At 62.1% G+C, this 26,222-nt stretch carries 27 protein-coding genes; 22 read left to right on the forward strand and 5 right to left on the reverse strand.

All coding sequences use genetic code 11. From position 1 onward, the window contains the following. Nucleotides 1-235: 235 nt before the first annotated feature. The 3 genes from IVB05_RS16725 (at nt 236) to IVB05_RS16735 (ending at nt 2,665) form a co-directional block, all read left to right on the forward strand. Nucleotides 236-1,162 carry a DUF2493 domain-containing protein gene (locus IVB05_RS16725; RefSeq protein WP_247785609.1) on the forward strand — a complete coding sequence of 309 codons (927 nt, stop codon included), beginning with the start codon at nt 236-238 and terminating at the stop codon, nt 1,160-1,162. After that, nucleotides 1,146-1,784 (forward strand): hypothetical protein, encoded by a 639-nt coding sequence (locus IVB05_RS16730; RefSeq protein ID WP_346771859.1) that lies wholly within the window; start codon nt 1,146-1,148, stop codon nt 1,782-1,784. Before IVB05_RS16725 ends, IVB05_RS16730 begins: the two co-directional genes overlap by 17 nt. Nucleotides 1,785-2,341: 557 nt before the next feature. Continuing rightward, nucleotides 2,342-2,665, forward strand: coding sequence for a DUF736 domain-containing protein (locus tag IVB05_RS16735; RefSeq protein ID WP_247785611.1), 324 nt, complete (start codon nt 2,342-2,344; stop codon nt 2,663-2,665). A 200-nt stretch (nt 2,666-2,865) separates the two neighbouring features. On the opposite strand, the gene IVB05_RS16740 is transcribed toward IVB05_RS16735, so the two are convergent. Further along, a complete protein-coding gene (locus IVB05_RS16740; protein WP_108522730.1) occupies nt 2,866-3,147 on the reverse strand; it encodes a helix-turn-helix transcriptional regulator in 282 nt (93 codons plus the stop codon). Nucleotides 3,148-3,252: 105 nt separating this feature from the next. Here IVB05_RS16740 and IVB05_RS16745 point away from each other — a divergent pair, with 105 nt between their 5' ends. The 5 genes from IVB05_RS16745 (at nt 3,253) to IVB05_RS16765 (ending at nt 5,768) form a co-directional block, all read left to right on the forward strand. Further along, nucleotides 3,253-3,531 carry a DUF2285 domain-containing protein gene (locus tag IVB05_RS16745; RefSeq protein WP_247785612.1) on the forward strand — a complete coding sequence of 93 codons (279 nt, stop codon included), beginning with the start codon at nt 3,253-3,255 and terminating at the stop codon, nt 3,529-3,531. Between the two features lie 217 nt (nt 3,532-3,748). Then, nucleotides 3,749-3,880, forward strand: a complete 132-nt coding sequence (locus IVB05_RS16750; protein ID WP_247786723.1) for a DUF6499 domain-containing protein — start codon at nt 3,749-3,751, stop codon at nt 3,878-3,880. A 49-nt stretch (nt 3,881-3,929) separates the two neighbouring features. Further along, nucleotides 3,930-4,460 (forward strand): DUF2285 domain-containing protein, encoded by a 531-nt coding sequence (locus IVB05_RS16755; RefSeq protein ID WP_247785613.1) that lies wholly within the window; start codon nt 3,930-3,932, stop codon nt 4,458-4,460. Nucleotides 4,461-4,585: 125 nt separating this feature from the next. After that, nucleotides 4,586-4,864, forward strand: coding sequence for a helix-turn-helix domain-containing protein (locus tag IVB05_RS16760; protein WP_247785615.1), 279 nt, complete (start codon nt 4,586-4,588; stop codon nt 4,862-4,864). 22 nt (nt 4,865-4,886) lie between these two features. Then, nucleotides 4,887-5,768 (forward strand): replication initiator protein A, encoded by an 882-nt coding sequence (locus IVB05_RS16765; protein ID WP_247786725.1) that lies wholly within the window; start codon nt 4,887-4,889, stop codon nt 5,766-5,768. A gap of 265 nt (nt 5,769-6,033) precedes the next feature. Here IVB05_RS16765 and IVB05_RS16770 read toward each other — a convergent pair whose 3' ends face one another. Genes IVB05_RS16770 through IVB05_RS16785 form a run of 4 tightly spaced genes read right to left on the reverse strand, consistent with a single transcriptional unit; the run spans nt 6,034 to nt 10,700 of the window. Beyond that, entirely contained in the window at nt 6,034-7,533 is a 1,500-nt protein-coding gene (locus IVB05_RS16770) for a TniQ family protein (protein ID WP_247785617.1), read from the reverse strand. Next, a complete protein-coding gene (locus IVB05_RS16775; protein ID WP_247785619.1) occupies nt 7,520-8,416 on the reverse strand; it encodes a TniB family NTP-binding protein in 897 nt (298 codons plus the stop codon). Before IVB05_RS16775 ends, IVB05_RS16770 begins: the two co-directional genes overlap by 14 nt. After that, nucleotides 8,413-10,089, reverse strand: coding sequence for a Mu transposase C-terminal domain-containing protein (locus IVB05_RS16780; protein ID WP_247785621.1), 1,677 nt, complete (start codon nt 10,087-10,089; stop codon nt 8,413-8,415). The genes IVB05_RS16775 and IVB05_RS16780 overlap by 4 nt, the downstream gene beginning before the upstream one ends. Continuing rightward, on the reverse strand, nt 10,086-10,700 hold the full coding sequence (locus IVB05_RS16785; RefSeq protein WP_247785623.1) for a TnsA endonuclease N-terminal domain-containing protein: 615 nt from the start codon (nt 10,698-10,700) through the stop codon (nt 10,086-10,088). Before IVB05_RS16785 ends, IVB05_RS16780 begins: the two co-directional genes overlap by 4 nt. A gap of 500 nt (nt 10,701-11,200) precedes the next feature. On the opposite strand from IVB05_RS16785, the gene IVB05_RS16790 reads away from it, so the two are divergent. The 14 genes from IVB05_RS16790 to trbF all read left to right on the forward strand — a co-directional run bounded on the left by IVB05_RS16790 (nt 11,201) and on the right by trbF (nt 26,185). Further along, on the forward strand, nt 11,201-11,665 hold the full coding sequence (locus IVB05_RS16790; protein WP_247779101.1) for a DUF2840 domain-containing protein: 465 nt from the start codon (nt 11,201-11,203) through the stop codon (nt 11,663-11,665). Further along, nucleotides 11,662-12,177: a S26 family signal peptidase gene (locus IVB05_RS16795; protein WP_256473348.1), complete on the forward strand. Its 516-nt coding sequence runs from the start codon at nt 11,662-11,664 to the stop codon at nt 12,175-12,177. Before IVB05_RS16790 ends, IVB05_RS16795 begins: the two co-directional genes overlap by 4 nt. A gap of 415 nt (nt 12,178-12,592) precedes the next feature. Continuing rightward, nucleotides 12,593-14,347, forward strand: a complete 1,755-nt coding sequence (locus tag IVB05_RS16800) for a VirD2 family relaxase/mobilization nuclease (RefSeq protein ID WP_247785624.1) — start codon at nt 12,593-12,595, stop codon at nt 14,345-14,347. 258 nt (nt 14,348-14,605) lie between these two features. Beyond that, nucleotides 14,606-15,187 carry a ribbon-helix-helix protein, CopG family gene (locus tag IVB05_RS16805; protein WP_247785625.1) on the forward strand — a complete coding sequence of 194 codons (582 nt, stop codon included), beginning with the start codon at nt 14,606-14,608 and terminating at the stop codon, nt 15,185-15,187. Nucleotides 15,188-15,287: 100 nt separating this feature from the next. Continuing rightward, nucleotides 15,288-16,697 (forward strand): MFS transporter, encoded by a 1,410-nt coding sequence (locus IVB05_RS16810; RefSeq protein ID WP_247785627.1) that lies wholly within the window; start codon nt 15,288-15,290, stop codon nt 16,695-16,697. After that, nucleotides 16,615-18,558 (forward strand): conjugal transfer protein TraG, encoded by a 1,944-nt coding sequence (locus IVB05_RS16815; RefSeq protein WP_247786729.1) that lies wholly within the window; start codon nt 16,615-16,617, stop codon nt 18,556-18,558. The genes IVB05_RS16810 and IVB05_RS16815 overlap by 83 nt, the downstream gene beginning before the upstream one ends. A 9-nt stretch (nt 18,559-18,567) precedes the next feature. Beyond that, complete coding sequence (locus tag IVB05_RS16820; protein WP_247779096.1) at nt 18,568-19,002, forward strand: CopG family transcriptional regulator; 435 nt, start codon at nt 18,568-18,570, stop codon at nt 19,000-19,002. Between the two features lie 130 nt (nt 19,003-19,132). Further along, a complete protein-coding gene (gene trbB, locus IVB05_RS16825) occupies nt 19,133-20,101 on the forward strand; it encodes a P-type conjugative transfer ATPase TrbB (protein ID WP_247779095.1) in 969 nt (322 codons plus the stop codon). Nucleotides 20,102-20,124: 23 nt separating this feature from the next. Beyond that, the gene (locus IVB05_RS16830) at nt 20,125-20,421 is read left to right on the forward strand and encodes a TrbC/VirB2 family protein (RefSeq protein WP_247786674.1); all 297 of its coding nucleotides are present in this window, start codon (nt 20,125-20,127) and stop codon (nt 20,419-20,421) included. Continuing rightward, nucleotides 20,421-20,684, forward strand: coding sequence for a VirB3 family type IV secretion system protein (locus IVB05_RS16835; RefSeq protein ID WP_247779094.1), 264 nt, complete (start codon nt 20,421-20,423; stop codon nt 20,682-20,684). The genes IVB05_RS16830 and IVB05_RS16835 overlap by 1 nt, the downstream gene beginning before the upstream one ends. A 7-nt stretch (nt 20,685-20,691) precedes the next feature. Further along, complete coding sequence (trbE, locus tag IVB05_RS16840; RefSeq protein WP_247779093.1) at nt 20,692-23,133, forward strand: conjugal transfer protein TrbE; 2,442 nt, start codon at nt 20,692-20,694, stop codon at nt 23,131-23,133. Beyond that, nucleotides 23,130-23,867, forward strand: a complete 738-nt coding sequence (gene trbJ / locus IVB05_RS16845) for a P-type conjugative transfer protein TrbJ (RefSeq protein WP_247785634.1) — start codon at nt 23,130-23,132, stop codon at nt 23,865-23,867. Before trbE ends, trbJ begins: the two co-directional genes overlap by 4 nt. A gap of 387 nt (nt 23,868-24,254) precedes the next feature. Further along, nucleotides 24,255-25,502, forward strand: coding sequence for a P-type conjugative transfer protein TrbL (trbL, locus tag IVB05_RS16850; RefSeq protein ID WP_247786731.1), 1,248 nt, complete (start codon nt 24,255-24,257; stop codon nt 25,500-25,502). Further along, the gene (gene trbF / locus IVB05_RS16855) at nt 25,502-26,185 is read left to right on the forward strand and encodes a conjugal transfer protein TrbF (protein WP_247785636.1); all 684 of its coding nucleotides are present in this window, start codon (nt 25,502-25,504) and stop codon (nt 26,183-26,185) included. Before trbL ends, trbF begins: the two co-directional genes overlap by 1 nt. Nucleotides 26,186-26,222: the final 37 nt, after the last annotated feature.

Consider the following 26,222-nt stretch of genomic DNA (forward strand, 5'->3'; position numbering starts at 1 on the left):
TTCTAGAGGGCGATCGGACGGCAAGCGGCCCGGGCCGCCAATGGCTGCGTCCGGCTATTTTCCGCCGGCCCTTCGGGCCTTTGCATCGCGAAGCAAAATAGCCGGCCTTCGCCATCCTCCGCTGGCGCTTCGGCCCTCCGCTTCGCTTTCGGGTTCTGGCCCGCTCCTCCCGCCGCCTGAGTGATCGCCACGAAGGCCGCGATGGGCGCGGCCGATCCGGCAAAGGACCTCTTCCATGACCGACCATGACGACATCGAACCGCCGCAAGCCGCCTCTCCAACCGACCACGTCCTCAGCGAATTGCAGCTCTTCGGCTACCGCCCATTCCACGATGAGCCAGATCCGAGACCGCTACCCGAGGGCAAGATGATCGCCGGCGCAGTCGCCGACATCTTCGACGCTCTAGTTGCCACCTTGAGCGACACGCGGCTTGAACCCGACCTCGAGGATCTGCTCTGGTCAACCGTTAGCCTCTTCCATCGTGCCGCAGACCGAATTGATCGCCATCTCGATGACAACGAGCAGGCCCAACGCAAGAGCCAGCGCGAGCAGAATGGTTCCGAAGTACGATCGGTCGGACTTGAGCGCCTGACAGCCGAAGGCATCACACTGATCGAGCGTCGTAACTGCCTGGAGCTGTTCCGCGATCAGGCCATCGAGCACTTTGAGCTCCACACCGGTTCGCCCTGGCGCCCCCGCTCGGGTTCGCTTGTCAACCATCGCACGCTCACGGCGGCAATGATCGACTCCCGGGATTTCATCGCAGCCAAGCGCCGAGCCGAGACCGAGGTCTTGTTGCCACCTGGGCCCAAGATCGCACTCACTGGCGGCCTCGACTTCAACGATCACAACCTGATCTGGGATCGTCTCGATAAGGCTCATGCCAAGCATCCCGACATGGTCTTGATCCATGGCGGCTCGCCAAAGGGTGCCGAACTGATCGCCTCCAAATGGGCGACCACAAGGAAGGTGCCACAAATCGCCTTCAAGCCGGACTGGACCAAGCACGCCAAGGCGGCGCCGTTCAAGCGCAACGACGCCATGCTCGAATTGCTGCCGATCGGCGTCATGCATTTCCCGGGTACGGGTATCCAAGACAACCTTGCCGACAAGGCGAGACGCCTCGGCATTCCTGTTTGGAAATTTGGCGGCGGCACGTGAGCGCCGTCTTGCCGCCTTCCGAACCACCAAGGTGGAGTTGCAGAGCCGCAACTCCGCCAAGTTTCGACTCTATGCCCAAAACCGCGCCGCGGTGGTGGTGGAAGGCGCGACCGTCACATCTATGCACGGAGCCACCACCATGCTCGCCCTTGGACTTGTCCTCAACACCGTCGGCATCGGCTTGTTCTGCTGGCTGATCTTCACGCTGGCGGTATACGCACTGCCGCTTTTTGTCGCCGTGAGCGCAGGCCTGATGGCTCACCACAGTGGCGCCGGTATCCTCGGTGCGCCGCTCGTTGGAATTGCTGCCGCCGTGATGGCACTCGCAGCCGGTCGAACCGCGTTCGCGATGACGCGGTTTACGATCTTGCGTGCAGCAATAGCGGCCGCCTTCGCTGTTCCGGCCGCGATTGCCGGCTATCACGTGGTCTTCGCGATGTCGCAACTCGGGATGCCATCGCTGGCCTGGCGTGAGGTCTTCGCTTGCCTCGGCGCGGTTTTTATCGGCGGTACGGCGTGGACACGGTTGGCTGTCCTCGCGGAGCCCCGTCCATTCGAGTGGGGCAGGGTCGCGCGGAGCGCGCCTCGGGCCGTTCTTTCGGCCGCTACGCGCGACGGATAGTCCTCACCACCTGCTCCTCGATCAGGTTGGCTCAAATCGGCGCGTTTGAAGGAAAGGTCGTCGAGCTCGAGCGAAAAATGGTCGTGGCGCCTGTACGGAGCTTACAGCAGGCTGCGCCACCTCTTACCGGCCCACATAGATGCAATGGTGATTCGCCTTCGGTAGTCGCGGCTGTTCGTCGGCTGACTATCCCGCCGTTTCCTGCACGACGTTTCTTTCTCTACGCCGAAACATTCCGACTTCTTGCGCAATCAAACCGAGATTGGCCAAGTTTTCTCCCGAATTCGTGGTTCAGCCCGCGGACGCACGTGGCCTCTTTGATGGCTTGATCTGGCCGAAGACCGGCTGCGCCTCGATCGTCTGAGCCGCAACGCCGTCGCTCAAGACTTTCTTCCCCTGGGCTACGCCCATTCCTCGCGAGGCAAGAAAGTCTTTACGACGGCGTCCTCCGCTTCGCTCCGGCCCGCAAGCGGGTGCGTCGCCGATCGTCCTCGGCCTGTCGATCGCCATCGAGGCCGCGGTGGTCGCGGGCTCGAAACACAAATAGGAGAAGTGACATGGCTAACATCGGTTCTTTCAAGAAGGTCGGCAACGATTTCAACGGCGAAATCATCACCCTCAGTCTGCAAGCAAAGGGTGTCCGCATCGTCGCTGAGCAGAACCGCTCCTCTAACGAGAACGCCCCCAGCCACCGCGTCTTTGTGGGCCGGGCCGAGATCGGGGCCGCCTGGTCCAAGCGCTCCGAAGAAGGCCGCGACTACCTATCGCTCAAGCTCGACGATCCCTCGTTCAACGCACCGATCTACGCGAACTTGTTCGATGACGAGAGCGGGGAAGGCTACACTCTGCTTTGGTCGCGGCCGCGGAAGAACGGCGAGTGAGCCTCACATCCGCCAAGCCCCGCCCGAGTTGCTCGGGCGGGGCTTTTCTTCGACCGAGCAAGATGGCTCGCCAAAGGCGTCAATTAGATCCGCGCTGACCGAGGCTCATCATTCCGTTTTGGGGCCTTGCGCGATTCTCAAAGAATTCTTCATCACGCAAAAAATGTTACCGACGTGACCGACCCCTCGTGTGAGCAGTGCTATTTCTTCTTGCGACGTGGGCGCGCCGGCTTGCGACCTTTAGGCAAAGGCTTGGGCGTCGTTGCTCCCTTGGGGGGCTGAACGAACAACTCGGATAAATGAACATCCAGCGTACCGGCGATTCGATCGAGAAGATCAATTGTCGGGTTCTCCGATTGCCGCTCAAGACCACTCATATATGAGCGGTCAATCCCGGCATCGTACGCCAATTGCTCTTGCGGAATGCCGCGATCCACGCGGATCCGGCGCACATTCCAAGCCACAAGCGCACGAGCTTTCATGCGCCAAAGCAGCCATTTAGTAGGCCATCAAACCACTGGCTATAGCCTTACTATTGCGGTAAGTTCGTGTGGAATGCAGTCGACGAAGTCCGCGCGTAGGCTTACATGAAACAGCCGGCGTTAGATCCAGATGTTGCGGACGTGGCGCCGAATGAGGCGGTGCTGACGAACTATGACGAACAGCGTTTGGTGACCTATTGGCGGCTTCTTGATGCCGAAGCCGCTGGTGCCGACTGGAAAGAAGTGACTCGAATCGTGCTGCACATCGATCCCGATCGCGAGCCGGCGCGCGCCCGCAACGCATTTGACAGTCACTTGGCACGAGCAAGATGGATGGCAGACCACGGCTACCGCCACTTACTTCGCGGCGGTACGACGAAATAGCGAAGAAAACTATCGTTCGCGATTCTTAATTAGAACAGAATTCTGCCGCCGACGGCGTGATCGCCTGTAGGCATCACGTAATGCACAATTGCCGACTTCCCAACAACTCCAGGATCCATAGAGATAGGCCATCGTTGTACGGCAGGGGATCAGAGCAGTGTCTGACATCGACTGGCGCTCACCGAAGACATATCAGAACGCCATTAAATCAGGGGAGATGGCCGATTTCGCTTGGGAGTCACTTCGGCGGAGTACGAATTATCGAATGGCTTACCGGAACGCTCGACCGAAAGGCGGGCAGGTGACGTCCGAATTCCGGAGGAGATGGGGCGTCTGCTTTCGCCCATGACCCGCAGGGGTCCTTCTATGAACAGACGATCTTCTGGGCGCCCGACGCCTTGCCGACGGTGGTCCGGGTCGTGCGCAGCGCGTCCGCCTCGCAAGCCATCGGCGCGACCCTACCGCGCGCGGACCTTGCATCGGGCAGCATTCGACAGGCACCGGACGGCTGGCACGCCGTGTTGCGCATTCAGGGAGCGCAACATCGCCTCTGGCTGAAAGAGGCTCCGCAGCTGGGTATCTCTTATGCAGCCGAATTGCCGCTCGATGCGGATTTTGAGATCCGCGCGCATGCCTCACATCGGCTGTGGCGCGCCATCAACGGTCGTCCGTCAGGACTTCCCCTCCATCAGCTTTCGGCACAGCGGCGCGAACGGTTGGCCTTGGCGCTGCGAGCGCTCGACGGTCACATCGATGGCGCCTCGTATCGCGTTATCGCCGAGGTGCTGTTCGGCCGAAAACGCATCCCAGAAAGCGCCTGGAAGACCCACGAGTTGCGCAGCCGCACTATCCGCCTGGTGCAGGCCGGCTTAGCCTTGATGCGTGGCGGCTATCGCGCCTTGCTTCGTCCACCATCTCGCAAGGAATAGGGCAAGGGGTGCCGAAAATCGCCCCAGCATCTTCGGCATCCCCCCAAGCCTTTCCACTCCGCCATCGTGACCGTCAACGCACGACCCAACGCGGTCGCGCTCGAAACGATCACGGAGCCACACAAATGCCCGATCCGAACGCCGGTTTGCCGCAGCGATATCTGCGGACGCCAGAAGCTGCTCGATTTCTCAGTCTGTCCGGGCGGACCCTGGAAAAGCACCGAACCTACGGCACGGGTCCCGCCTATCGGAAGCTCGGGGGACGCGTCGTCTATGCGCTGGAAGACCTGAAAGCCTGGGCCGATCGCGGCGCCAAGACTTCGACCTCTGACCCCGGCGCAGGCACCGTGCTGCCGGCTAAACGGCACACGCCCATACCGTATGCCGGGCGGCCGCGTCGTTGAGCGTCGCTGGGGGACTATCTCGATGCGCCGCAGACCCATCTCTGAACGGGAACGGTTAAGTCTCTTCCGTGCGCTGTCTGGCGCTCTAGCGCCACGCGATGCGCAGGATTTGATGGCCTATCCGTTCTTCTCCCTCGCCAAATCCAGGCGAGTCGTTCCCATCGACTTCCGCGCCGGAAAGATTGCCATTCGCGTTGAAGCCGTGCCCGAGCATGGCATGGCTACGATCTGGGACGCCGACGTCTTGATCTGGGCGGCGTCGCAGATTGTCGAGGCCCGCGACGGCGGATTGAAGACCTCCCGCCTGATGGCGGCAACGCCGTATGAGATTCTGACCTTCGTTGGTCGCGGCACCAGCGTTCGGGACTACGATCGTCTGAAGGCCGCACTCGACCGGCTGCAATCTACCACTGTCATGACGTCGATCCGTCAATCGACCGATCGGCGGCGGCACCGATTCTCCTGGATCAATGAATGGAAAGAGACAGCCGACGTGCACGGCCGGCCCCGCGGATTGGAGCTGATCCTGCCGGACTGGTTCTATACTGGTGTGCTCGATGACGCGCTCGTGCTCACCATCGACCGGGCGTATTTCGACCTGACGGGTGGCCTCGAACGCTGGCTTTATCGCGTTGTTCGAAAGCACGGCGGTAGCCAGAAGGGTGGCTGGAGCTTCGACTTTGTTCATCTCCACGCCAAATCCGGCAGCCTCTCGCCGCTCAAACATTTTGCCTATGACCTGCGCGAGATCGTCCGCCGTCAGACATTGCCGGGCTACCAACTCGTCATTGAGCGCGGCTTGCGCGGCGGCGAGCGTCTGGCCTTTACGCCGATTGCCGCCGATCCCATTGCGGCGCGTCTGCGCAAGCGCGGTCTGAATGCTAGCCCGGGGGAAAACCTGTGAATCAGTTCGTGCTATTGGGGACGACAACCGACGTGCCAACGGGGACCCGATCCTCGTGTTATCGGGGACCAAAATTGGATGAAACGTCTTGGCACTCAACGACTTGCCGCGGCCGTAACTTTACTAACCTGGAATCCTTCGGATTCCTTCTAACGAGGTCGAGCGTTTTCCGGCCTGTTGGTAAGCGGGTATCGGTTTCCCCAAATGTGTGGACTGGGGGCCGAAAATGAGTGACCGGCTCCTTAAATCGTGGACTGGTGTCCCTTTAATCGTAGACCGGCGCAACGGTGAGCCTCCTTCTCAAAAGAATCCTGCGACGTCTCCATGGACCGTGCATGCGCAACAGCCGATCCGCGACATAGATCGTGATCTCGGCCCTGAAGCGCCGCAGTGCTTCGTTCTGCACACGGTTTACCCGCCAGCGCGGTTCATCGGGCGAGGCGGCAGCGATCCACTCGGCCAACTGAGCGGCCTGCAACCCGGAAAGCTGTCCACTCGGTCGTTCGAGCGCAGCTTCGAGTCCGCCCCGCGCGCCGCGTTTGATCCATCGATACAGAGTTCGCGGGCGAACGTCGGCGACTTCGGCGGCGGCCTCGACGGACAGACCCTCGCGTACATCTGCGATCGCCATGAGTCGGGCGCGACGATGTGGCAGCCGCTCACGGATCGCTTGCGCGCGCAGCTCTTCGCCTGTCTGGGGCAAGTTATCGATCCAGGCACGCCACCAACCGCGTTCGCCGTCCTTCCGCTCATCCGGCCAAGCCGTCAGGAACAACGCCCCGACCTTATAGCGTGTCGCTGGATCAAGATTGGGCCAGCGCAGCATCTGCCGGCGCGGGCGCACGGCGTGCAACATTGCAAGTGCGGCTTGCGTTCGTGCCGGCCACGCCTCGAACATCCATGCCAAGATCGCCAGACTCTGATAGCTGTCGGCCGGTTCTCCCAACGGCGCTGTGCCCAGATCGCGAGCGATCCGTGCAAAGAGCACGTCGCGGGCAGCCTGCTTGGTGTCGATCCACACGGCGCCCAGCAATGCGTCGAACAGAGCCGTGGCCACAGGCCAGCCGATTTTGCCGATCTCCGGCAAATCCACGACACCGGCTGGTCGGCTTTCGATCATACGCCGCTGAAACCGCAAGACCGGCTCCGGTGCGAGCAAGGTCGCCGTGTGGGTCAACCGATGTGCGCAGCGCCGACAGCGATCCGGTGCAAAGTGCTCACCACACGACAATGCCGGCAGGCGCAGCTTTGCTCCACATTGGGGACAGGCTCGCACCAACAGCGTGCCGTGTCTTGGACATGCGGCCAGCCATCCGAGTGTCCATGTACGCCGGACATAGGGAGCCTCGTCTTCGGCAAAGCAATCGGGACAGACCCCGATGCGGCCCGTTTGGTGCAACGGCCGTTCAGCCGTGAAGCGCTGACGGCTAAACCGTTCCGGCACGGCGTCGTCGTGCCCGTCATCAGTCCAATCGTTGAAACTGAGCGAACGGATCAGCTCTCCCGACACCCCCGTGCCGTGCACAAGCGCCGCGACGACGAGGGGATCGGGCTTGCGCCACCAATCCGGGTGCCTCGTCAAGCCGATCTCACCATCACCAAGCAACAAGGCTTCCGGCGAGACACCGAACGGTTCGGTGAACCGAAGCAACCAGGACGCCAGCGCTTCGTCCGGTATCGGTGCAACCCGTGCCGGCAGCGACCGCGGTGCGCTGACTATCTCCGCATCGAGAAACTCGACTTCGTAAATCTCAGCCGGCGACACGTCGGCGCTCCGTGGGAGGAATGAAACCGATGTCGTCAATTCTTTCGATGAGGATGCGCTCTTCGCCGGCGGCAACGGCCGCCACCGCGGCAGTCGTGACCAGGCTGACCACCTCTCCGAGGATGCCCTCCGCAGCGCTTAGCAGCTTTTGCGCGAAGGCTGGTTCTTCCATGCCCGACCGTTCGCGCAGCGGCAGCATCGCCTCCAGCGTGTTGAGGAGCCGCAGATACTCCGCGTCGTACCGCCATGGCGGCAAGCCGAACGGCGTGAACCGGTTGGCAAGCTGGTCATCGCTCTGGATTGCGCGCAACGCCTCCGCGGTTCCGACGGCTACCAGCGGAATTTGCAGCTCGTTGCCGAGCCAGCGCAGCAGGTTGAGGAAGCGACGTTGTTGCGCCCGCGAGCCCGACAGGATGTTGTGGACCTCGTCGATGACGAGCAGCCGCACATCCGTCGCGCGCAGTATACGCATCGCCATATCCTGCTTGACCGCCAGCCGATCATGGTTGCGATCGGGTGCGCCTAGCGCTTCCAGCACGGCAGCAAAGAACAGCCGCTCGTCCGGCGCCGGCGGCATCTGGACCTTTAAGACGGGCACCGAGATAGCACCCTCCGAGGCATCGACGGTATCGCGCAAATGCGCGCGCTTGAACTTCTCGACGATCATGGTCTTGCCGTTGTTGCTAGGGCCGACCAGCAGCAAGTTCGGCATACGGGTGCGCTTCGGGAACGTCAGAAGATCGTCCATCGCCGCCAGGGCGGCTTCCGCCCGTGCATAGCCGATCCACCGATCTGCGCGGATGCGCTGGATGCGAATCTCGCCAGGCGCATCGGCGAGCGCGCGAATCTGCGGCAGCAGATGCGGGTAGGAGGGATTGCTCATGTCCATTCCTCCACGTTCTTGAACAACCGCTGATCGGCCGGCAGGGGTTCGATCGTTGGAGCGGATTCAACCGCACTGGCGGCTGGACGCCGTTCTGTCACCACGCCATCAAGGCGAAGCCGCCGCTCTCGTTGACGACGCGCAGTCTTGGTCTCCGCGCTAGCGCGCTCCGCAATACCGCGCATTGCGTCAATTGCTGTGAAGATAGCGTCCTCGTTGATCTCGGCACGGCCTTCGTCCCGCAACCGCATCAGCGCCAGTCGATGCTCCCACAGGCTGATCGCCGGCCGACGCAGATCTCGATAGCTGAGATCATAGTAGCGTCCGTCGGGTGCGAGCAGATGGACCCGGCTAAGATCGCGTGGATCGTACCGAACGATCATCCACTCTCGCTCGCCGATCCAGGTGCGCAGCACATCGGCCCAATAGCCGATCGAATGCAGGAACACGCCTTCGCGGCGGACAAGCCGCCGCTCCATCGGCAGAAAGTCGATCAGGAAGCGGCGCGGATCGTCGATTGCGGTTGGCATGCCCCGCCCCGAGACCTGTCCATCGCCCAGGATTCCGCGCTCCCAAGCCGCGACCGGCGTCGTGCCGATCCCGCGATGCAGATCGTGGTGATAAACGCCGACGATCGCGTGGGCGAGCCAGCGTTCGATCTCATCAAGCGTCAATGCCGCCGTGTCTTCGGGCTTCCAATCCCCCTTGGCACGAACATCCGAGAAAGTGGTGCCGGGCAAGAGATGAACCTTGCCCATCATCGTCCCGATCAGCCGCTCGATATGGCCGCCATAGTGCGGCGTCCTCACCGGACGATAGTCGACGGCGATCCCGTACTGCTCGCAGCCGCGCTTCAGCGCCTCGGAATGGAACTCCTTGGCGTTGTCGAGGTGCAACCGCTCGATCAATCCCTGGACCGGCCAATCACCGGCGACACCACGCGCCATCAGCCAGCCGGCCTTCGGCAGAACGGCATGGGCGATACACAGCGCGACCGACGTGGCGGATGGCGGTTCGAGCGCCAAATGGAATCCCGCGACACAGCGCGAATGGACATCGATTGCAATGGTCAACCACGGCCGCTGGATCGGCTGTCGTGTGACACTGTCGACCGCGATCACGTCCACCAGCGTGTGGTCGATCTGAACAAGTGCGAGTGGCCAAGGCGCCGTCAGAGAACCCGTCGCTGGTCCGAAGCGATCACGTGCGGCCTTGCGGCCGGATCGCTTTGCCAACGCCTCGACCGACGCACGTTGTCCAATCCGCAAGTTGATTGCCTTGCGACTTGGCTTCGGCAGTCCCAGCGTCCGGCAGCGCCGTTGCACCTCGGTCACCAGATCGCTGACGCGCGGTCGTTGCCGGGTCAGATAGAACTCGTCGATCGTGGCCTGCACCACCTCATCGACCTCTGCAGCCAGCAAAAGCTGGCCTTGCCGCCGTCCGCGGCGCCCGGGCAGGAGGCTCGTCACGCGCGGATCGGCAAGATAGCGCGACAGCAGCCGATAAACGACCGTGGCACTGCAGCCAAGCGCCTCGGCAGCCGCCTCGGCATCGCCTCGCGTCCGCTCCGGCGCCTTCGCCAGAACACTGATCACCTCAAAGCGACGACGCGCCTTATGCCAATCAGCAACGGGTACGTCCGCAAGATCGGGTGTGTCAGCCGCGGGGCTCATGCCAATCCCACCGGAGAATTGGGGTGTATCGGCGCGGCGAGGTCGACTTTGAAAGCGCCCCGCGCGATGAGCCGCCAAACCACACCCAGCGCCATCGCGCGGTCGCAGGACATCGCATCGACGATGCGCTCGAAAGTCGGTTCGCAAAGTGTTCGCGCTGCTCCCAAAGCGCGTTCGGATATTGCCGGATCGAGCGGTGCTTTGCGTAGCGGTAGCAGCCGTCTGGCATTGTCGAGCAACGGTCCCCGGATGCCGCGTTCGGTCGCGATGCGGAAACGCCCGCCGTTCTCCCTCGCTCTCGCCCGCGCTGCAACAAAGCCCGGCCGCAGCCGCACCCATTGGGCACGTAGATCGACGCGGTATTTTACCTCGACCAGTTCTGTGCGTCCGTCGCTCCAGATCACGAGGAAATCCGGTGTGTATCGGCGCAGCCGCGCGCCATCCTGGAACTCGATTGTGATCGGCTGCGAGGCAATCACGGCGCCGGCGTCGAGAAAGTTCGCCAGCAGCACGAAATCCCGTTCGAGCGCACTCTCGTGCTCGACCGCCTCTCCATCGATCGGCCGAAAGCCTGTGATGTGCGAACGCCGACTGAGCGGGATGCGTCTCATCGATCCCTCCGACTCACCATCGTGCGAGGTGAGTCTACGCCCAGCCGCTGCAGCCAGTCCACGATTTAAGGAGCCAGTCAATGATTCAAGGGAAATCACACCATGCAGAAAGTCGTGCAAAGACTCGAAAATCCAGCGCCGCCCAGAATCGGATTCAAGGAAAAACGACAGCGGGCGTTCGTGAACTCACACCAAGGGCCACGGACCGGCCATCGCTGCAGCAAAGACGGTTCGCGACCCCGGAATTGGACCGCTGCTGAGTTAGGCGAAGATCGTGCTTCGCAGTGGTTTAGCGCTCCAAGGGAATTGCTGCAGTCGGCGGAGTTGGGCGCAAGACGCACCCTGTCTGTGCTTCGATTCGGCAGAGCAAATGCATCATCGATTGCGTCCGGCCAGCGCGACAATTCCAAGATCGCACCCTTTCGACGCGGAATATGCATTGCCATCGGGCATGGCGACTTGATCACGATCGAAATCCTTCATGACGACGGAGGAACTGCATGAGCGACCTCACGCATGTTGAACTGCTGTGGCTTGAGAAGCGGATCGAGAACTGGATTCGGTTCGGCCGGGTGGCGGCCGAACAGATACTGGACCGACGACGTCGTGTCGTCTCATTTGCACCGGGCAGCATCTTTGCCTTCGTGCGCTGGACGTCCAGCGACTACGGAACCGTCGTTTCAAAGATCGATATCTTGCGTGCCGTTACGCCGGGCCAGCGCTGCGCGACCGTGCCCTATGTACGCCCAGGCGGCGATATTTTGCTGCGGCTCTCCGGTTGGCCGAAAGTCGAGCGGGTGCTGCAATTGATTGACGCCGTCGAGGCGCTCGGCATCAATGCCGCCGACGCAGCGCCTGACTACTGGCACCACGCACACAACCGCCTGTCCGTCGGAGAGGCGCCGAGGTCCTACACACGGTCGCGGCATCAGATCTGGCTTCAACGCCGGAAGATCGCGCCATGAAGTACTGGATGACGACGCTCCTGGCGATGTGCGGATCGGTCGCCTTGCTGACCTCGGTGATCTGCGCGAAGCCTGTTGCCCTGTACGTCTGGAATGCCTCAGAGAGTGCCCCGCTTGGGCTCTATCGCCTGCAGCCCGTCGACACGCTGTTTGTCACCGAACTGGTTGCAGTCTTGCCGCCGGAGCCGCTTGCTACGTTCCTTGCTGAGGGCAGCTATCTGCCGCGCGGCGTGCCAATGCTGAAGCGCATCCTCGCACTCCCCGGGCAAACGGTTTGCAGGAATGGCCTCACCATTACCGTCGATGGAATTGGACTTGGCGAGGCGCGCGATCGCGACAGGCGTGGCCGTCCGCTCCCGATCTGGCAGGGCTGCCGCGTGGTCGCGCGAGATGACGTCTTCCTCATGAATTGGCAATCGTCGGATTCGCTGGACGGCCGCTACTTCGGACCCATCCCGTCCTCTGCAATCATCGCCCGCGCGCTGCGGATCTGGACGGATGGAGAGAATTAACCGTGTGTTGCTCACGCTCTCAAATAGCCGCGCCTCTAACCCATCGGGTACAGCCGCATTCCTCCTTCCCGGCCAGAGCTGGCAGGGCCGCGGCATCGCGTGGCCGTCGAAGTCGACCACTTGACCAAGTCGCAAGCAAGTCGGCAAGAGTCGGCTGTCGGCAAATTGGTGGAGTCGTATTCAGTCGCGTGCTGTCGGGACTTTTCGCACGGGGGAGTGTGAGGAGAAGGGAGCACGATCATACGAGCCAGGGACGGCAAGGGAAAAGCGCCGCCTTCGGTCGGGCGCATGTGGTTGGTGGAGTTGAGGTTTTAAGAGGCAGTGAGAATGATCAAGCCGTCGCTCCATTCCAAATCGTCAAGGAAATCAACGCAGCTAGGGCCGTCGGCCAGCGCAAGTTTACGGTGAAGCCATCGTGAGCCAGCGCGACAACGACCTTCGTGTTCGCCCTGGTCGCATTCGCGACCGCGGACGTAGCTCCTCGCGTCCGAAGAGCTTTGTCGGCCAGGTGATGCGGGCGGCCAAGAGAGCCGGGCATGTCGGCGACGGTTTTGGGCGCGGTAAAGGCGGAGCGAGCCGGTCGCACTTTGGACGAGGCCGGCGTGCCGCGCTCTCACTGTCGCTCCGCTCGACCTCGCGGCGTGTAGTAATGAAGGCGCGCGTGGTCCGTCACCACGGTACCCGCTTTCGCTCGGCAACTATGCCAAAACATATCGCCTATCTGAAGCGGGAGGGCGTGACGCAGGACGGCGCGGACGCCCGGATGTTCGACGCGAGGTCGGATGCGGCGGATGAACGCGGCTTTGCCGAACGCTGCGAGGACGACCGGCATCATTTTCGATTTATTATTTCTCCGGAGGATGCCGCCGAGCTCGGCGACCTCCGCACCTTCACCCGCGAGCTGATGACTGACGTCGCGCGAGATCTCGGAACCAAACTGGACTGGATTGCGGTCGACCACTGGAACACCGATAATCCGCATATTCATGTCCTGATCCGCGGCCGTGCGGAGGACGGCCAGGATCTGGTCATCAGCCGGAATTACATCTCCCGCGGGTTTCGGGATCGCGCGGCCGAGCGTGTCACGCTTGAGCTTGGGCCGCGCAGCGAGCGGGACATCCAGTCCGCCCTGGAAAGGGAGGTTGAGGCCGAACGCTGGACCAGCCTCGATCAGGCACTGCGTGTCGCCGCCGACGAGGGCGCCGGCGTGGCGGACCTTCGGCCAAATGCGTCAGGCGAAGACTTGAGGCTTCGCCGCCTGATGGTCGGGCGGGCCGCTAGGCTCGAACTTCTCGGTCTTGCCGAGCAGATTGCACCCGGCTGCTGGACGCTGAAGCCTGGTATCGAGGACAGGCTGCGCGATCTCTCGATTCGCGGCGATGTCATCAAGACCATGCATCGGGCGATGACCGCTCGTGGCCGCGAACCGAATATCTCCAATTTTGCTTTGCACGGGGAGGAACCGACAGATCCCGTGCTCGGCCGCCTGGTCGAGCGCGGACTGCATGACGAACTGAAAGGCTCGGCCTATGCGATCGTCGAGGGGATCGATGGACGAACGCATCACATCAGGTTCACCGATATTGAAATGACCGGCGATGGCGCGCCCGGCGCGATCGTGGAGGCGCGGTCTTACGACGATGCGCAAGGGCGCAAGCGGCTTTCGCTCGCCACGAGGTCGGATCTAGACGTCGAAGCCCAGGTTACGGCACCGGGAGCGACCTGGATTGACCGGCAATTACTCGCGCGTGATTCGATCGTGGCGAGCAGTGGTTACGGAGCCGAAGTCCGCGAAGCCATGGAGCGTCGGGTTGACTATCTCGCGGGCGAAGGCCTTGCGCGGCGTCAGGGGTCAAGGGCCATCTTTGCCCGCGATCTTCTCAATACGCTACGGCAGCGGGAGCTCGATGCGACGGTGGCGAGGCTCGCGGCCGAGACGGGGTTGCTCCACCAACCCTCGTCGGAAGGCGAACGCATTGCGGGCGTCTATCGTCAGCGCGTAACGCTGGCGTCAGGCCGGTTTGCCATGGTTGACGACGGGCTCGGATTCCAACTCGTGCCCTGGCGGCCAGCATTGGAGCAGCATCTCGATCGACAAGTATCCGGCGTCGCGGCACGCGGAGGCGGGGTGACCTGGAGCTTTGGAAGGAAAATTGGCCTCGGAATCTGATTGGCGCGCCGCCCGGCACTTCCGCGCCAGCGGACGAGGCGCTTGATGTGAAATCGGTTGAACGCAATCGCACTTCGCGCTGCCGGTCAGATACCATGCAATCTCGATCGGCTTTTGTACGCTAATCTATCCGAACACACGACGATTGCGACTGAGCGATTGCTCTGGGACGCGAGCAGCCCCTTTGATGGCGAACGTTCAGCGCGTCGGGTCTGCTTCAGAGCCGCACTGCACGAAGCAACGTTCGAAGGTCCAACGATGAAGCCCAGAATTGGCGTCTACCTCTCCGAGCAGATGGCCGCGCGGCTATCGGCAGCTGCCAAGCGTCCCGGCGCCACTAAGTCAGCGCTCGTTGAGGCTGCCCTTGCTCAGTTCCTCGGTTCGGATGATGAAACCGACAACATCTCGGTAGACCGTCGCCTTTCCCTTATGAGCCGCCAACTTGAAGAGCTCGATCGCGGTCTTAGAATCGTTAATGAGACGGTAGCTCTTCAGGCGCGCTTCCATCTCGCCGTAACACCAGTGCTTCCCGCAGCGGACCAACACGCTGCCTGCCTACTTGGGTCCGAGCGTTTCGACGAATTTGCCGCGCAGGTCGGGCGACGCGTTCAGCTAGGAACGTCGCTCATGCAGGAGACGATGGATCGGCTCAGCACACCGAAACGCGAGGCTCATTCGCGTGGGCCGTGCGAGGGAACGTCGAAAAAGTGCTCCTCAGCCCATGAGCCAGATTTCCGCACATCAAGCACGGTTGGCATCGAATTAGAGCACTCCACTGCCGTCCGGGAGGGCGGCAGCTTGTTCAACTTTCCAGGGAAGGCAGGACTGCCTCTGCACTAGACCGGTTGCAAGGCAGGCAGTTGCTCACCAAGGATCGGTCGAACAGCAACTACGGTCTCGACCGCCCAGCCATGCGACTCGACGCCGACGTGCCGGCGACTTGACAGAAAACTGGCGCCTGATTCTGCGGGTGTTCCTGCCGTTCGTTGCCGCTTACTATCTCTCCTTTCTGTTCCGGACTATCAATGCAACGGTCGCCGGCTCTTTGACCTCCGAATTTGACCTCAGCGCTGGCGATCTTGGTCTGCTGACGTCGGTCTACTACCTGACTTTCGCGGCTGCCCAGATTCCGATCGGCATCTTGTTGGACCGATATGGTCCGGGGCGGATCCAAAGTGCCGTGATGATTGCCGCAGTTCTGGGAGCGGCGCTATTTGCCGTCTCGGATAATTTTTGGCTGCTCCTCGGCGGTCGAGCGCTGATCGGTCTTGGTGTCGCCGCGTCATTGACGGCCGGCTTGAAAGCCCTCGCGCTCTGGTTTCCCAGCGAACGTATCCCACTGCTCAACGGCATGATGATCATGTTGGGGGGCTTGGGCGCGCTGACGGCAACTCTGCCTGTGGAGTTCTTGCTGGTTTCCGCGGGTTGGCGAGCATTGTTTGCGCTGCTCGCGATTGTCTCGGCCGGATGCGCTCTTATCATTTATCTTGCTGTCCCAGAGGTGCCAGCACCTATATCGGTGGCAGGCGGACAAAATAGTCTAAGGATGGTTTATGCCGACCCACGCTTCTGGCGCCTGGCTCCGCTTTCAGCCGCCTGCATCGGGACGGCCTGGGCGTTGCAAGGATTGTGGGCGGCGCCATGGCTCAGCGATGTCGAGCGTCTCGACCGCTCGGGACTACTCTGGCATTTGCTCATCATGGCAGTCGCATTGAGTTTGGGCGGGCTTCTGTGGGGCATTGCGGTCGATCGGGCGCGCCGACGTGGGACCGGACTGCGGACACTGTTGGGCCTTGTCGCCACGATGTTCATCGCGGCTCAGTTAGCATTGATCCTGCGATGGCCGCTCCCGTCATATGTCCCGTGGATCGTCGTAGCGGCCGTCGGTGCCGGAACTGTCCTCAGTTACGCGATCCTGGCTGAGTATTTCCCTAAGGAGCTGGCGGGTAGAGCGAATGCAGCGCTGAACGTCTTCCACATCGGTAGCGCGTTTGTCGTGCAGTATATCACGGGGTTAGTGGTTCAGCTCTGGGCTCCCATAGATGGGCACTACCCAGAGGTCGCTTACCAAACAGCGTTTGCCTTCAACGTTGGGCTTCAGATCGTGGCTGGCTTCTGGTTTGCCGCACCAATCTGTTCGATCGGATATCCGAAAATACTCGCAGCCTGCAAGAGGGCTTGTCTGCGGATTGCGGAGGCGCTCGATATTCTATGCCATGTCCGCAACCAGAATACTTTGGGGCCAGATCGCCTGCGTCTTGACCGTCGTGCTCATCACGATGTGGGCCGCGACGCAATGGACGGCCTGGCGTCTCGGCTATCAGCCGCAACTCGGACACCCCTGGTTTGAGCTCGCACCGGGCGTTCCCATCTATCTGCCTCCCGCCTTCTTCTGGTGGTGGTATGCCTACGATGCCTACGCACCTGAAGTGTTCGTTGAAGGGGCATGCGTCGCTGCGTCCGGCGGGATCATCTCGATTATAGTCGCTTTCGCGATGTCGGTGTGGCGGGCTCGGGAGGCGGAGACGGCGGCCACGTACGGGTCTGCACGTTGGGCCAACCAGCTTGAGATTCGAAGTGCCGGCCTTGCCGGGGCAGATGGCGTAATCCTCGGGCGGTTCGAGGGACTTTATTTGCGGCACGACGGACCTGAGCATGTGCTGTGCTTCGCCCCCACCAGATCCGGAAAGGGCGTTGGACTTGTTGTCCCGACGCTTCTAACCTGGCCGGGAAGTTGCATCGTCCATGACATCAAGGGTGAAAACTGGTCCCTGACGTCCAGCTTTCGGGCCCGGCACGGCCGGGTGCTGTTGTTTGATCCAACCAACTCAAAGAGTGCAGCTTACAACCCTCTCTTGGAAGTGAGGCGAGGGGAGTGGGAAGTTCGTGACGTGCAAAACGTGGCCGACGTGTTGGTCGATCCCGAAGGATCATTGGAGCGACGTAACCACTGGGAGAAGACCAGCCACGCGCTACTGGTCGGAGCCATCCTTCACGTCCTCTATGCGGAGCAGGACAAGACGCTCGCCGGTGTTGCGAGTTTGCTGTCCGATCCGAAACGGCCAATCGAAACGACGCTCCGCACGATGATGACCACGCGGCATCTCGGTGAAGCCGGGACCCATCCAGTGATCGCGTCCGCAGCGAGAGAGCTATTGAACAAGAGCGAGAACGAACGGTCCGGCGTGCTTTCGACCGCGATGTCTTTCCTCGGCCTTTACCGCGACCCTGTTGTTGCCGAGGTGACGCGCCGCTGTGATTGGTGCATCCGCGAGCTCGTTGAAGACGATCGGCCGACGACACTCTATCTCGTTGTACCTCCGTCCGACATCAGCCGCACCAAGCCGCTGGTGCGGTTGATCCTCAACCAGATCGGTCGTCGTCTCACCGAGGAACTCCAGGCCAAGGGCCGCCGGCATCGATTGCTGCTCATGCTCGACGAGTTTCCGGCGCTGGGAAGGCTTGATTTCTTCGAGTCGGCGCTCGCCTTCATGGCGGGCTATGGGCTCAAGAGCTTCCTTATTGCGCAGTCGCTCAATCAGATCGAAAGAGCATACGGGCCGAATAACGCGATCCTCGATAATTGTCATGTGCGCGTTTCCTTTGCGACCAATGACGAGCGTACGGCCAGGCGGGTTTCGGATGCGCTTGGGACTGCCACGGAATTAAGGGCGATGAAGAACTATGCCGGTCACAGGCTTAGCCCGTGGCTCGGCCATCTCATGGTTTCGCGACAGGAGACCGCGCGGCCATTGCTCACGCCCGGCGAGGTGATGCAGCTTCCGCCCGAGGACGAACTGGTGCTGGTTTCCGGCGTGCCACCGATCCGCGCCAAGAAGGCGAGATATTTTGAGGATCCACGTTTGACCGAGCGCGTGCTACCACCGCCAAACTCAAGCTCCCTCGACCGCGACGGTAGGGCAGCGACAGACGATTGGAGCCGGCTGCCAGCTCCGCCGAATTCAGATGTTGCCGAGCCGGTAAGCTTGTCGGGTGCTCGGCAATCTACCGCAAATTCCGGCATTCGCCGCGAGCCGGAGCTTCCCGAGCATGAGAATATCGCGCCAGAGGCCTTGAAGCCTCCACCGGAGTTCGACTTCACGGAAGATGAGGGCGACGGTGACGCCATACGAGCGCGTGTGCTGCGCATGAACGTCTCCAGCCTCGCACGCCAGGCCGCAATGGATCCAGACGATGGCCTCGAGCTCTAGGGTGAGATAATGCGGACTAAACATACGTTTCGCCTGCCTCCTGACCTGGCGGGCAAGCTCGCTGACCACGCCTGCCGCAAGCGGGTGCCGCAGGCGCTCATCGTCGAAACTGCGCTGGCCTCATTCCTGTCGCCGGATAATTCGGAGCGGATGGAGGCGGCGCTCGGCCGTCGCCTTGACCGGCTGACCCGGCACGTCGAGCGGCTGGAGCGTCATATCACCATCTCAAATGAAGCATTGGCCTTGTTCGTGCGGTTCTGGCTGACGGCAACGCCGCCGCTGCCCGACACGGCGCAGCCCGCGGCACAGACCAAGGGGCGGGAGCGGTATGAGGGCTTTGTCGAGGCGCTCGGGCGACGGCTGGCCAGGGGCCAGACCCTTGCGCAGGAAATATCGCTCGACATTGAGCCAGCCAAGGCTTCGCCAGTCGTTCCCGGAGAGTGATTCCGCCACCTCTTTCTTTTGCTACGCCACGGCACGCCGCCTGATTTGAGCTTGTTGCACGAGCGCGTAACCTGCCTTTTCTACTGATCCCTACCGCCGAGCTCATATCTCGGCGACGTTGGGGGCAAGCGTGGCAGTTCATTCCTTTCAGTCCGAGGCCGCCTCGCGTGGTGCACGCATGTTGCGCACCGCGCTCGGACCGACGATAGCGGCGTGGCTCGAAGACGCTGGGATCGTCGAGGTCATGCTCAATCCCGATGGCCGGCTCTGGGTCGATCGGTTGTCGGGGGGTATGACCGATACCGGCGAGCGCCTCGCCGCCGCCGACGGCGAGCGCATCGTGCGGCTCGTTGCCCATCACGTCGGCGCTGAGGTTCATCCGGCAAGTCCCCGCGTCTCGGCCGAGTTGCCCGAGACGGGGGAGCGTTTTGAGGGGTTGCTGCCGCCCGTGGTGACCGCTCCAGCCTTTGCCATTCGCAAGCCGGCGGTGGCCGTCTTCACGCTCGACGACTATGTCGCCGCCAGCATCCTGACAGTCGCTCAGGCTGACGGGCTGCGGAACGCTGTCCGGGACCGTCAAAACATCCTCGTGGCCGGCGGTACTTCGACCGGCAAGACCACGCTGACTAATGCGCTGCTGGCCGAGATTGCAAAAACTGCAGATCGCGTCGTGCTGATCGAGGATACGCGCGAACTCCAATGCAAGTCGGCTAACCTCGTGGCGCTGCGCACCAAGGATGGTGTCGCCTCGCTGTCCGACCTCGTGCGCTCCTCGCTCCGGCTACGCCCCGACCGAATCCCGATCGGTGAGGTGCGAGGAGCCGAGGCGCTCGACCTTCTCAAGGCCTGGGGCACCGGCCATCCCGGTGGCGTCGGCACCATTCACGCCGGCACGGCGCTTGGCGCCCTTCGCCGCCTCGAACAGCTTATCCAGGAAGCCGTCATCACTGTGCCGCGCGCGCTGATCGCGGGGACCATCGACGTGATTGCGGTTCTCTCCGGCCGCGGCGCAGATCGTCGGCTGACAGAACTCGCGCGTGTCGATGGCCTGACGACCGAGGGCGACTACCTCATTTCACCCGCAGGAGACCCATCATGAACGGCGTCACATTGAGAAGCGGGATGATAGCTGTTGCGGTAGCTCTCAGCTCCGTGGCGATCTCGCCCACTGCAGAGGCCGCTGGCTCCAACATGCCGTGGGAGCAGCCGCTTAACCAGATCCTGCAGTCGGTCGAGGGGCCCGTCGCCAAGATTCTGGCCGTGATCATCATCATCGTCACGGGCCTTACGCTCGCCTTCGGCGACACTTCGGGCGGTTTTCGGCGCCTGATCCAGATCGTTTTCGGTCTGTCGATCGCGTTCGCAGCCTCGAGCTTCTTCCTGGCATTTTTCTCATTCGGCGGCGGAGTGCTGATCTGATGGACGGGCCGGTTGAAGGTTTTGCAATTCCGGTGCACCGCGCGCTGACCGAACCGATCCTGCTCGGCGGCGCGCCGCGTGCGATCGCCATCGTCAACGGCACCGTTGCCGCTGCGCTCGGCCTCGGCCTGCGGCTGTGGATCGCGGGCCTCCTGATCTGGGCAATTGGTCATGCCGCTGCCGTCTGGGCCGCGAAGCGCGATCCGCTCTTTGTCGAGACTGCAAGACGCCATCTGCGCATCCCAACCCATCTGAATGTGTGAGCAACCAATGATGAACCTTGCCGAATACCGCCGCTCCGCTACACATCTTGCGGATTTCCTGCCATGGGCCGCACTGGTCGACGAAGGCATCGTCCTCAACAAGGACGGATCGTTTCAGAGGACCGCGCGCTTTCGCGGGCCCGATCTTGATTCCTCTGTTCCAGCAGAACTTGTTGCGGTTGCCGGCCGCCTCAATAACGCCTTGAGGCGCCTCGGATCCGGCTGGGCGGTGTTTGTTGAAGCGCAGAGGTATTCATCGAATGCCTATCCACCGAGCAGTTGTCCAGACGTGGCATCGGCCATGGTCGATGCCGAGCGCCGGGCGCAGTTCGAGGAAGAGGGAGCTCACTACGAGTCAGCCTATTTCCTCACCTTCCTGTATCTGCCGCCGGCCGAGGACGCGGCGCGCGCCGAGCGCCTCCTTTATGAGGGACCTGAGCGTGGGGAGGCTGCCGGCGCCCACCAGGTATTGCGCGGCTTTGTCGATCGGACCGACCGCGTGCTGCAACTGGTCGAAGGGTTTATGCCGGAGTGCCGATGGCTCGATGACGGCGAGACCCTGACGTACCTGCATGCTTGCGTCTCGACCAAGATACATCGCGTCCGCGTTCCCGAGATTCCCATGTATCTCGATGCGCTGTTGGCGGACGAGCCCCTGACGGGTGGGCTCGAGCCGATGCTGGGCGACCAACAACTGCGGGTGCTCACGATTGTTGGGTTCCCGACGGCAACCACGCCGGGGATTCTGGACGATCTCAATCGGCTTGCCTTCCCTTATCGTTGGTCGACCCGGGCGATCATGCTCGACAAGGCAGACGCAACGAAGCTCCTGACCAGGATCCGGCGGCAATGGTTCGCCAAACGGAAATCCGTTGCCGCAATCCTGAAGGAGGTGATGACCAACGAGACTTCGTCTCTCATCGATACCGACGCTAGCAACAAGGCTATCGACGCCGACGCTGCGTTGCAGGAGCTCGGCTCCGATCTGATCGGAGAGGGCTTTGTCACCGCCACGATCACAGTCTGGGACGAGAATCCGCGCATCGCGGACGAACGGTTGCGCTTGGTCGAGAAGGTCATTCAAGGACGCGACTTCACGTGCATGGTGGAGACCATCAATGCCGTCGATGCCTGGCTGGGCTCGTTGCCCGGCCACGTCTATGCCAACGTCCGCCAGCCGCCGGTCTCGACCCTTAACATCGCCCACATGATCCCGTTGTCCGCGGTTTGGGCAGGGCCGGCGAGAGACACTCATCTCGGCGCGCCGCCGCTGTTCTTCGCGCGGACGGAAGGATCCACACCGTTCCGCTTCTCCCTCCACGTCGGGGACGTTGGGCACACGCTGGTGGTCGGTCCGACCGGTGCCGGCAAGTCGGTGCTGCTGGCGCTGATGGCGCTGCAGTTCCGCCGGTATCCAAGCTCCCAGGTCTTTGCCTTCGACTTCGGCGGCTCGATCCGGGCCGCGGCGCTTGCCATGAAGGGCGATTGGCATGATCTCGGCGGCGCGCTGTCCGATAGCGCCTCCGAACCGGTCGCGCTGCAGCCGCTTGCCATGATCGACGATGCGGCCGAGCGCGGCTGGGCCGCGGGATGGATCGCAGCCATTCTCGCCCGCGAAAAGATCGACGTGACGCCTGAAGCCAAGGAGCATCTTTGGTCGGCGCTGTCTTCGCTGGCTTCTGCGCCCGCGGGCGAACGAACGCTGACCGGTTTGTCCGTGCTGCTGCAGTCCCAGGGCCTGAAAAGGGCTCTTCAACCCTACTGCCTCGGTGGCCCCTTTGGGTGGCTGCTCGATGCCGAAGCGGAGCAACTCGGTTCGGCTTCGGTCCAGGTGTTCGAGACTGAAGGCCTGATCGGCACCGGAGCCGCACCGGCCGTGCTCGCCTATCTCTTCCATCGGATCGAAGGCCATCTCGACGGAAGGCCGACGCTGCTCATCATCGATGAAGGTTGGCTTGCGCTCGATGACGCAGGGTTTGCGGGGCAGATCCGCGAATGGCTGAAGACATTGCGGAAGAAGAACGCTTCCGTCATCTTTGCCACCCAGTCGCTCTCGGATATCGACGGGTCCGCGATTGCGCCTGCGATTATCGAGAGCTGCCCGACTCGGCTGTTCCTGCCGAACGAGCGCGCGATCGAGCCGCAGATCTCGGCGATCTATCGGCGCTTCGGTCTCAACGACCGCCAGATCGAGATCCTCGCGCGCGCCACGCCCAAGCGCGACTACTACTGCCAGTCACGGCGCGGCAATCGCCTGTTCGAGCTGGGTCTAGAAGAATTCGCACTCGCCTTCACAGCAGCTTCATCAACGTCCGATCAGGCGATGATTGAGCGCGTGCTCGCCGAACACGGCCGTGATGATTTTGTCACCGGTTGGCTCGCCGCGCGCGGGTTAGGTTGGGCCGCCGATCTCATTCCTGGTCTCATCAAGCAGGAGGGCTTGTCATGAAGCGCCTCCCGTACCTCGCCGCCGCGAGCGCCATCACCATTGCCGTCGCATGCGCAGTTTCGCCCGCGTCGGCCCAACTGATCGTGTTCGATCCTAACAACTATGCGCAGAATGTGCTCACGGCTGCACGTGAGCTGCAGCAGATCAACAACCAGATCACCTCGCTGCAGAATCAGGCGCAGATGTTGATCAACCAGGCCAAACATCTCGCCAGCATGCCGTATTCCTCGTTGCAGCAGCTCGATCAATCGATTCAACGAACCCAGCTGCTTCTCGGCCAGGCGCAGCACATTGCCTACAACATCAAGCAGATCGATCGGGCCTTCTCGACGACCTATGCGCCGGCCTCGACCAACGAGTCAGATCAAGTGCTGATCGCGAATGCGCAAATACGCTGGCAGAATTCTGTAGCGGGCTTGCAAGACGCTTTACGCGTTCAGGCGACCGTGGTCGGCAATCTCGACACCCACCGCAAGGAGATGTCGGCCCTCATTAGCTCAAGCCAAGGTGCGACCGGCGCGCTGCAGGCCAGTCAGGCCGGCAATCAGCTCCTTGGTCTGCAGGCGCAGCAGCTCGCCGACCTTACGGCAGCAGTTGCCGCGCAGGGGCGGGCGCAAAATCTCGAAACGGCCCAGCGTACCACCGCGCAGGATCAGGGCCGGGAGCAGCTTCGTCGCTTTCTCGCTCCTGGTAGAGGCTATCAGCCTTCGACAGTTCGGATGTTTCACCAATGAGCGGGCATGGTGGATTCAAGCGGGGGATGTTCGTGTTCACAGCAGCTATCGTCTCCGTCCTCTTTGCCGCAGCTTGCACAATCCAGCTCCGCGGCGACAGTGACGGTCCACTGGCTGGATCGTCGGCATCCCGTGTAGCCAGTAGCCTTGCCGCCGAGCTCGAACGCTGCCGGAAGGTCACCTCCGAGCAGGTTGCAGAACTCCAGGAGTGCCGTCTAATTTGGGCGGAGAACCGCCGTCGCTTCCTTGGATCAAAGAAAACACCGGGCGTTACTTCCGCCGATGCTCAACCAGGCAGCCCGACACCGTCGTTGGCGCAGCCCAAGCATCCCGATCGTCTCCCCCAGGGCTGGCCGCCCGTTGCAACACCCGAACGCGAGTGATTCCATGGGTGGCACCGGCGTCATCGACCGATTCCTGGAAACGTTTACCCGCTACATCGACTCTGGCTTTGGGTTGCTTGGCAACGAAGTCGCCTTCCTCGCAACCACGCTTGCCGCGATCGATGTCACGCTGGCCGCTCTGTTCTGGGCCTGGGGTACCGACGAGGACATCATCGCTCGCCTCGTGAGGAAGACGCTCTTTGTCGGCGTGTTCACTTACCTGATCGGCAACTGGAACAACCTCGCCCGCATCGTTTTCGAGAGCTTTGCCGGTCTCGGTTTGAGAGCCTCAGGAAATGGTTTGTCCTCGGCGGATTTTCTGCGCCCGGGGCGGATAGCGCAGGTCGGCATCGATGCGGGGAGGCCGATCCTGGACTCAATCTCGGGCTTAATGGGCTATGTCAGCTTCTTTGAAAATTTCATCCAGATCGTGGTTCTACTGTTCGCCTGGGTGATCGTGCTGCTCGCCTTCTTCATTTTGGCAATCCAGCTTTTTGTCACACTGGTTGAATTCAAGCTGACGACCCTCGCGGGCTTCATCCTGATTCCGTTTGGGCTGTTCGGCAAAACGGCCTTCGCCGCCGAACGCGTGCTCGGCAACGTCATCTTGTCAGGCGTCAAAGTCATGGTGCTCGCCGTGATCGTCGGCATCGGCTCGTCGTTGTTCTCACAGTTTACCGTTACCTCGGCCGGCGCACAGGTCGGCATTGAAGATGCCATGGCCCTGGTGCTCGCCGCGTTAGCGCTGCTGGGCCTGGGAATCTTTGGGCCCGGGATCGCCAATGGCATCGTGTCCGGCGGTCCGCAACTTGGCGCCGGAGCCGCCGCGGGCACAGGGTTGGCTGCCGGCGGAGTCGTTGTGGCCGGAGCGGGCCTCGCTGCCGGCAGCGTCGGTGCACTCGCCGGCGCGGCGCGCGGGACCGCGGCGCTAGCGGGTAGCGCAAGCGATGCGTTCAAGGCGGGTGGTTTGTCCGGCGTCGCGGATGCCGCCGCGTCCGCGATGACGAGCCCGCTTCGTCGCGCCGCGGCTGCAAGCGGCTCGGCTTCAAATGGTGGCACTGCAGCCGGTGAAGCCGGCGCAGCTCAGCCGCCGGCAAGTTCCTCACCTCCGGACAGTCAGTCCATTTCGGCCAGACGCATGAAGCGCATGCAGACCATGAGTCACGGGGCGTCGGCCGCTACCAACGTCGTTCGCACTGCCGACCACGGTGGAGGAGGCGCCTCCGTCGATCTCTCCGAAGGAGGGAAGTGATGTTCAAACGACCATCCGTTCATTATGGCCGCACGCCCGCGCCCGTAACGCCCTATCAGAAAGCGGCGCAAGTGTGGGACGAGCGCATCGGCTCGGCGCGGGTGCAGGCCAAAAACTGGCGACTGACGGCCTTCGGTTCTCTTATCCTGTCGGCCGGACTTGCATCAGGTCTCGTCTGGCAATCCACACAGGGAAGCATTACGCCATGGGTCATTGAGGTCGATCGTCTCGGCCAGGCACAGGCGATCGGCCCAGCCAACCCCTTCTATCAACCGACCGATCCGCAGATTGCCTTTCATTTGGCACGCTTCATCGAGAATGTGCGCGGGCTGTCGGCTGATGCCATCGTGCTGCGTCAGGACTGGCTGCGCGCCTATGACTTTACGACCGATCGCGGCGCCGCCGCTCTCAATGACCACGCCCGCGTCAACGATCCCTTTGCCAAACTCGGCAAGCTGCAGATCGCAGTGGAAATATCCAGCGTCATTCGTGCCTCGCCGGAAAGCTTTCGCGTCGCCTGGATCGAGCGCCGCTACGACAATGGGCAGCTTACCGCCACCGAGCGCTGGACTGCCATCCTCACCATCGTGATCGCAACCCCGCGCAATGCCGATCGTCTGCGCAAGAATCCGCTCGGGGTCTATGTCAACGCCATCAACTGGTCGAAGGAGCTTGGGCAGTGAATATGCAGATTCCTGGAGTCGCTAGCCCGGGTGTGCG

Origin of the sequence: Bradyrhizobium sp. 170 (assembly GCF_023101085.1) — a bacterium.
Lineage (GTDB): Bacteria > Pseudomonadota > Alphaproteobacteria > Rhizobiales > Xanthobacteraceae > Bradyrhizobium.

What these genes read in the sequence shown, in the direction of transcription:
- IVB05_RS16735 (WP_247785611.1), top strand. Translation starts at nt 2,342, where the DNA reads ATGGCTAACATCGGTTCTTTCAAGAAGGTCGGCAACGATTTCAACGGC.
- IVB05_RS16790 (WP_247779101.1), top strand. Translation starts at nt 11,201, where the DNA reads ATGAGCGACCTCACGCATGTTGAACTGCTGTGGCTTGAGAAGCGGATC.
- trbJ (WP_247785634.1), top strand. Translation starts at nt 23,130, where the DNA reads ATGAAGCGCCTCCCGTACCTCGCCGCCGCGAGCGCCATCACCATTGCC.
- trbF (WP_247785636.1), top strand. Translation starts at nt 25,502, where the DNA reads ATGTTCAAACGACCATCCGTTCATTATGGCCGCACGCCCGCGCCCGTA.
- IVB05_RS16780 (WP_247785621.1), bottom strand. Translation starts at nt 10,089, where the DNA reads ATGAGCCCCGCGGCTGACACACCCGATCTTGCGGACGTACCCGTTGCT.
- IVB05_RS16775 (WP_247785619.1), bottom strand. Translation starts at nt 8,416, where the DNA reads ATGAGCAATCCCTCCTACCCGCATCTGCTGCCGCAGATTCGCGCGCTC.
- IVB05_RS16830 (WP_247786674.1), top strand. Translation starts at nt 20,125, where the DNA reads ATGATAGCTGTTGCGGTAGCTCTCAGCTCCGTGGCGATCTCGCCCACT.
- IVB05_RS16725 (WP_247785609.1), top strand. Translation starts at nt 236, where the DNA reads ATGACCGACCATGACGACATCGAACCGCCGCAAGCCGCCTCTCCAACC.
- IVB05_RS16785 (WP_247785623.1), bottom strand. Translation starts at nt 10,700, where the DNA reads ATGAGACGCATCCCGCTCAGTCGGCGTTCGCACATCACAGGCTTTCGG.
- IVB05_RS16765 (WP_247786725.1), top strand. Translation starts at nt 4,887, where the DNA reads ATGCGCCGCAGACCCATCTCTGAACGGGAACGGTTAAGTCTCTTCCGT.
- trbL (WP_247786731.1), top strand. Translation starts at nt 24,255, where the DNA reads ATGGGTGGCACCGGCGTCATCGACCGATTCCTGGAAACGTTTACCCGC.
- IVB05_RS16760 (WP_247785615.1), top strand. Translation starts at nt 4,586, where the DNA reads ATGCCCGATCCGAACGCCGGTTTGCCGCAGCGATATCTGCGGACGCCA.
- IVB05_RS16805 (WP_247785625.1), top strand. Translation starts at nt 14,606, where the DNA reads ATGAAGCCCAGAATTGGCGTCTACCTCTCCGAGCAGATGGCCGCGCGG.
- IVB05_RS16740 (WP_108522730.1), bottom strand. Translation starts at nt 3,147, where the DNA reads ATGAAAGCTCGTGCGCTTGTGGCTTGGAATGTGCGCCGGATCCGCGTG.
- IVB05_RS16820 (WP_247779096.1), top strand. Translation starts at nt 18,568, where the DNA reads ATGCGGACTAAACATACGTTTCGCCTGCCTCCTGACCTGGCGGGCAAG.
- IVB05_RS16745 (WP_247785612.1), top strand. Translation starts at nt 3,253, where the DNA reads ATGAAACAGCCGGCGTTAGATCCAGATGTTGCGGACGTGGCGCCGAAT.
- IVB05_RS16835 (WP_247779094.1), top strand. Translation starts at nt 20,421, where the DNA reads ATGGACGGGCCGGTTGAAGGTTTTGCAATTCCGGTGCACCGCGCGCTG.
- IVB05_RS16750 (WP_247786723.1), top strand. Translation starts at nt 3,749, where the DNA reads ATGGCCGATTTCGCTTGGGAGTCACTTCGGCGGAGTACGAATTATCGA.
- trbE (WP_247779093.1), top strand. Translation starts at nt 20,692, where the DNA reads ATGATGAACCTTGCCGAATACCGCCGCTCCGCTACACATCTTGCGGAT.
- IVB05_RS16795 (WP_256473348.1), top strand. Translation starts at nt 11,662, where the DNA reads ATGAAGTACTGGATGACGACGCTCCTGGCGATGTGCGGATCGGTCGCC.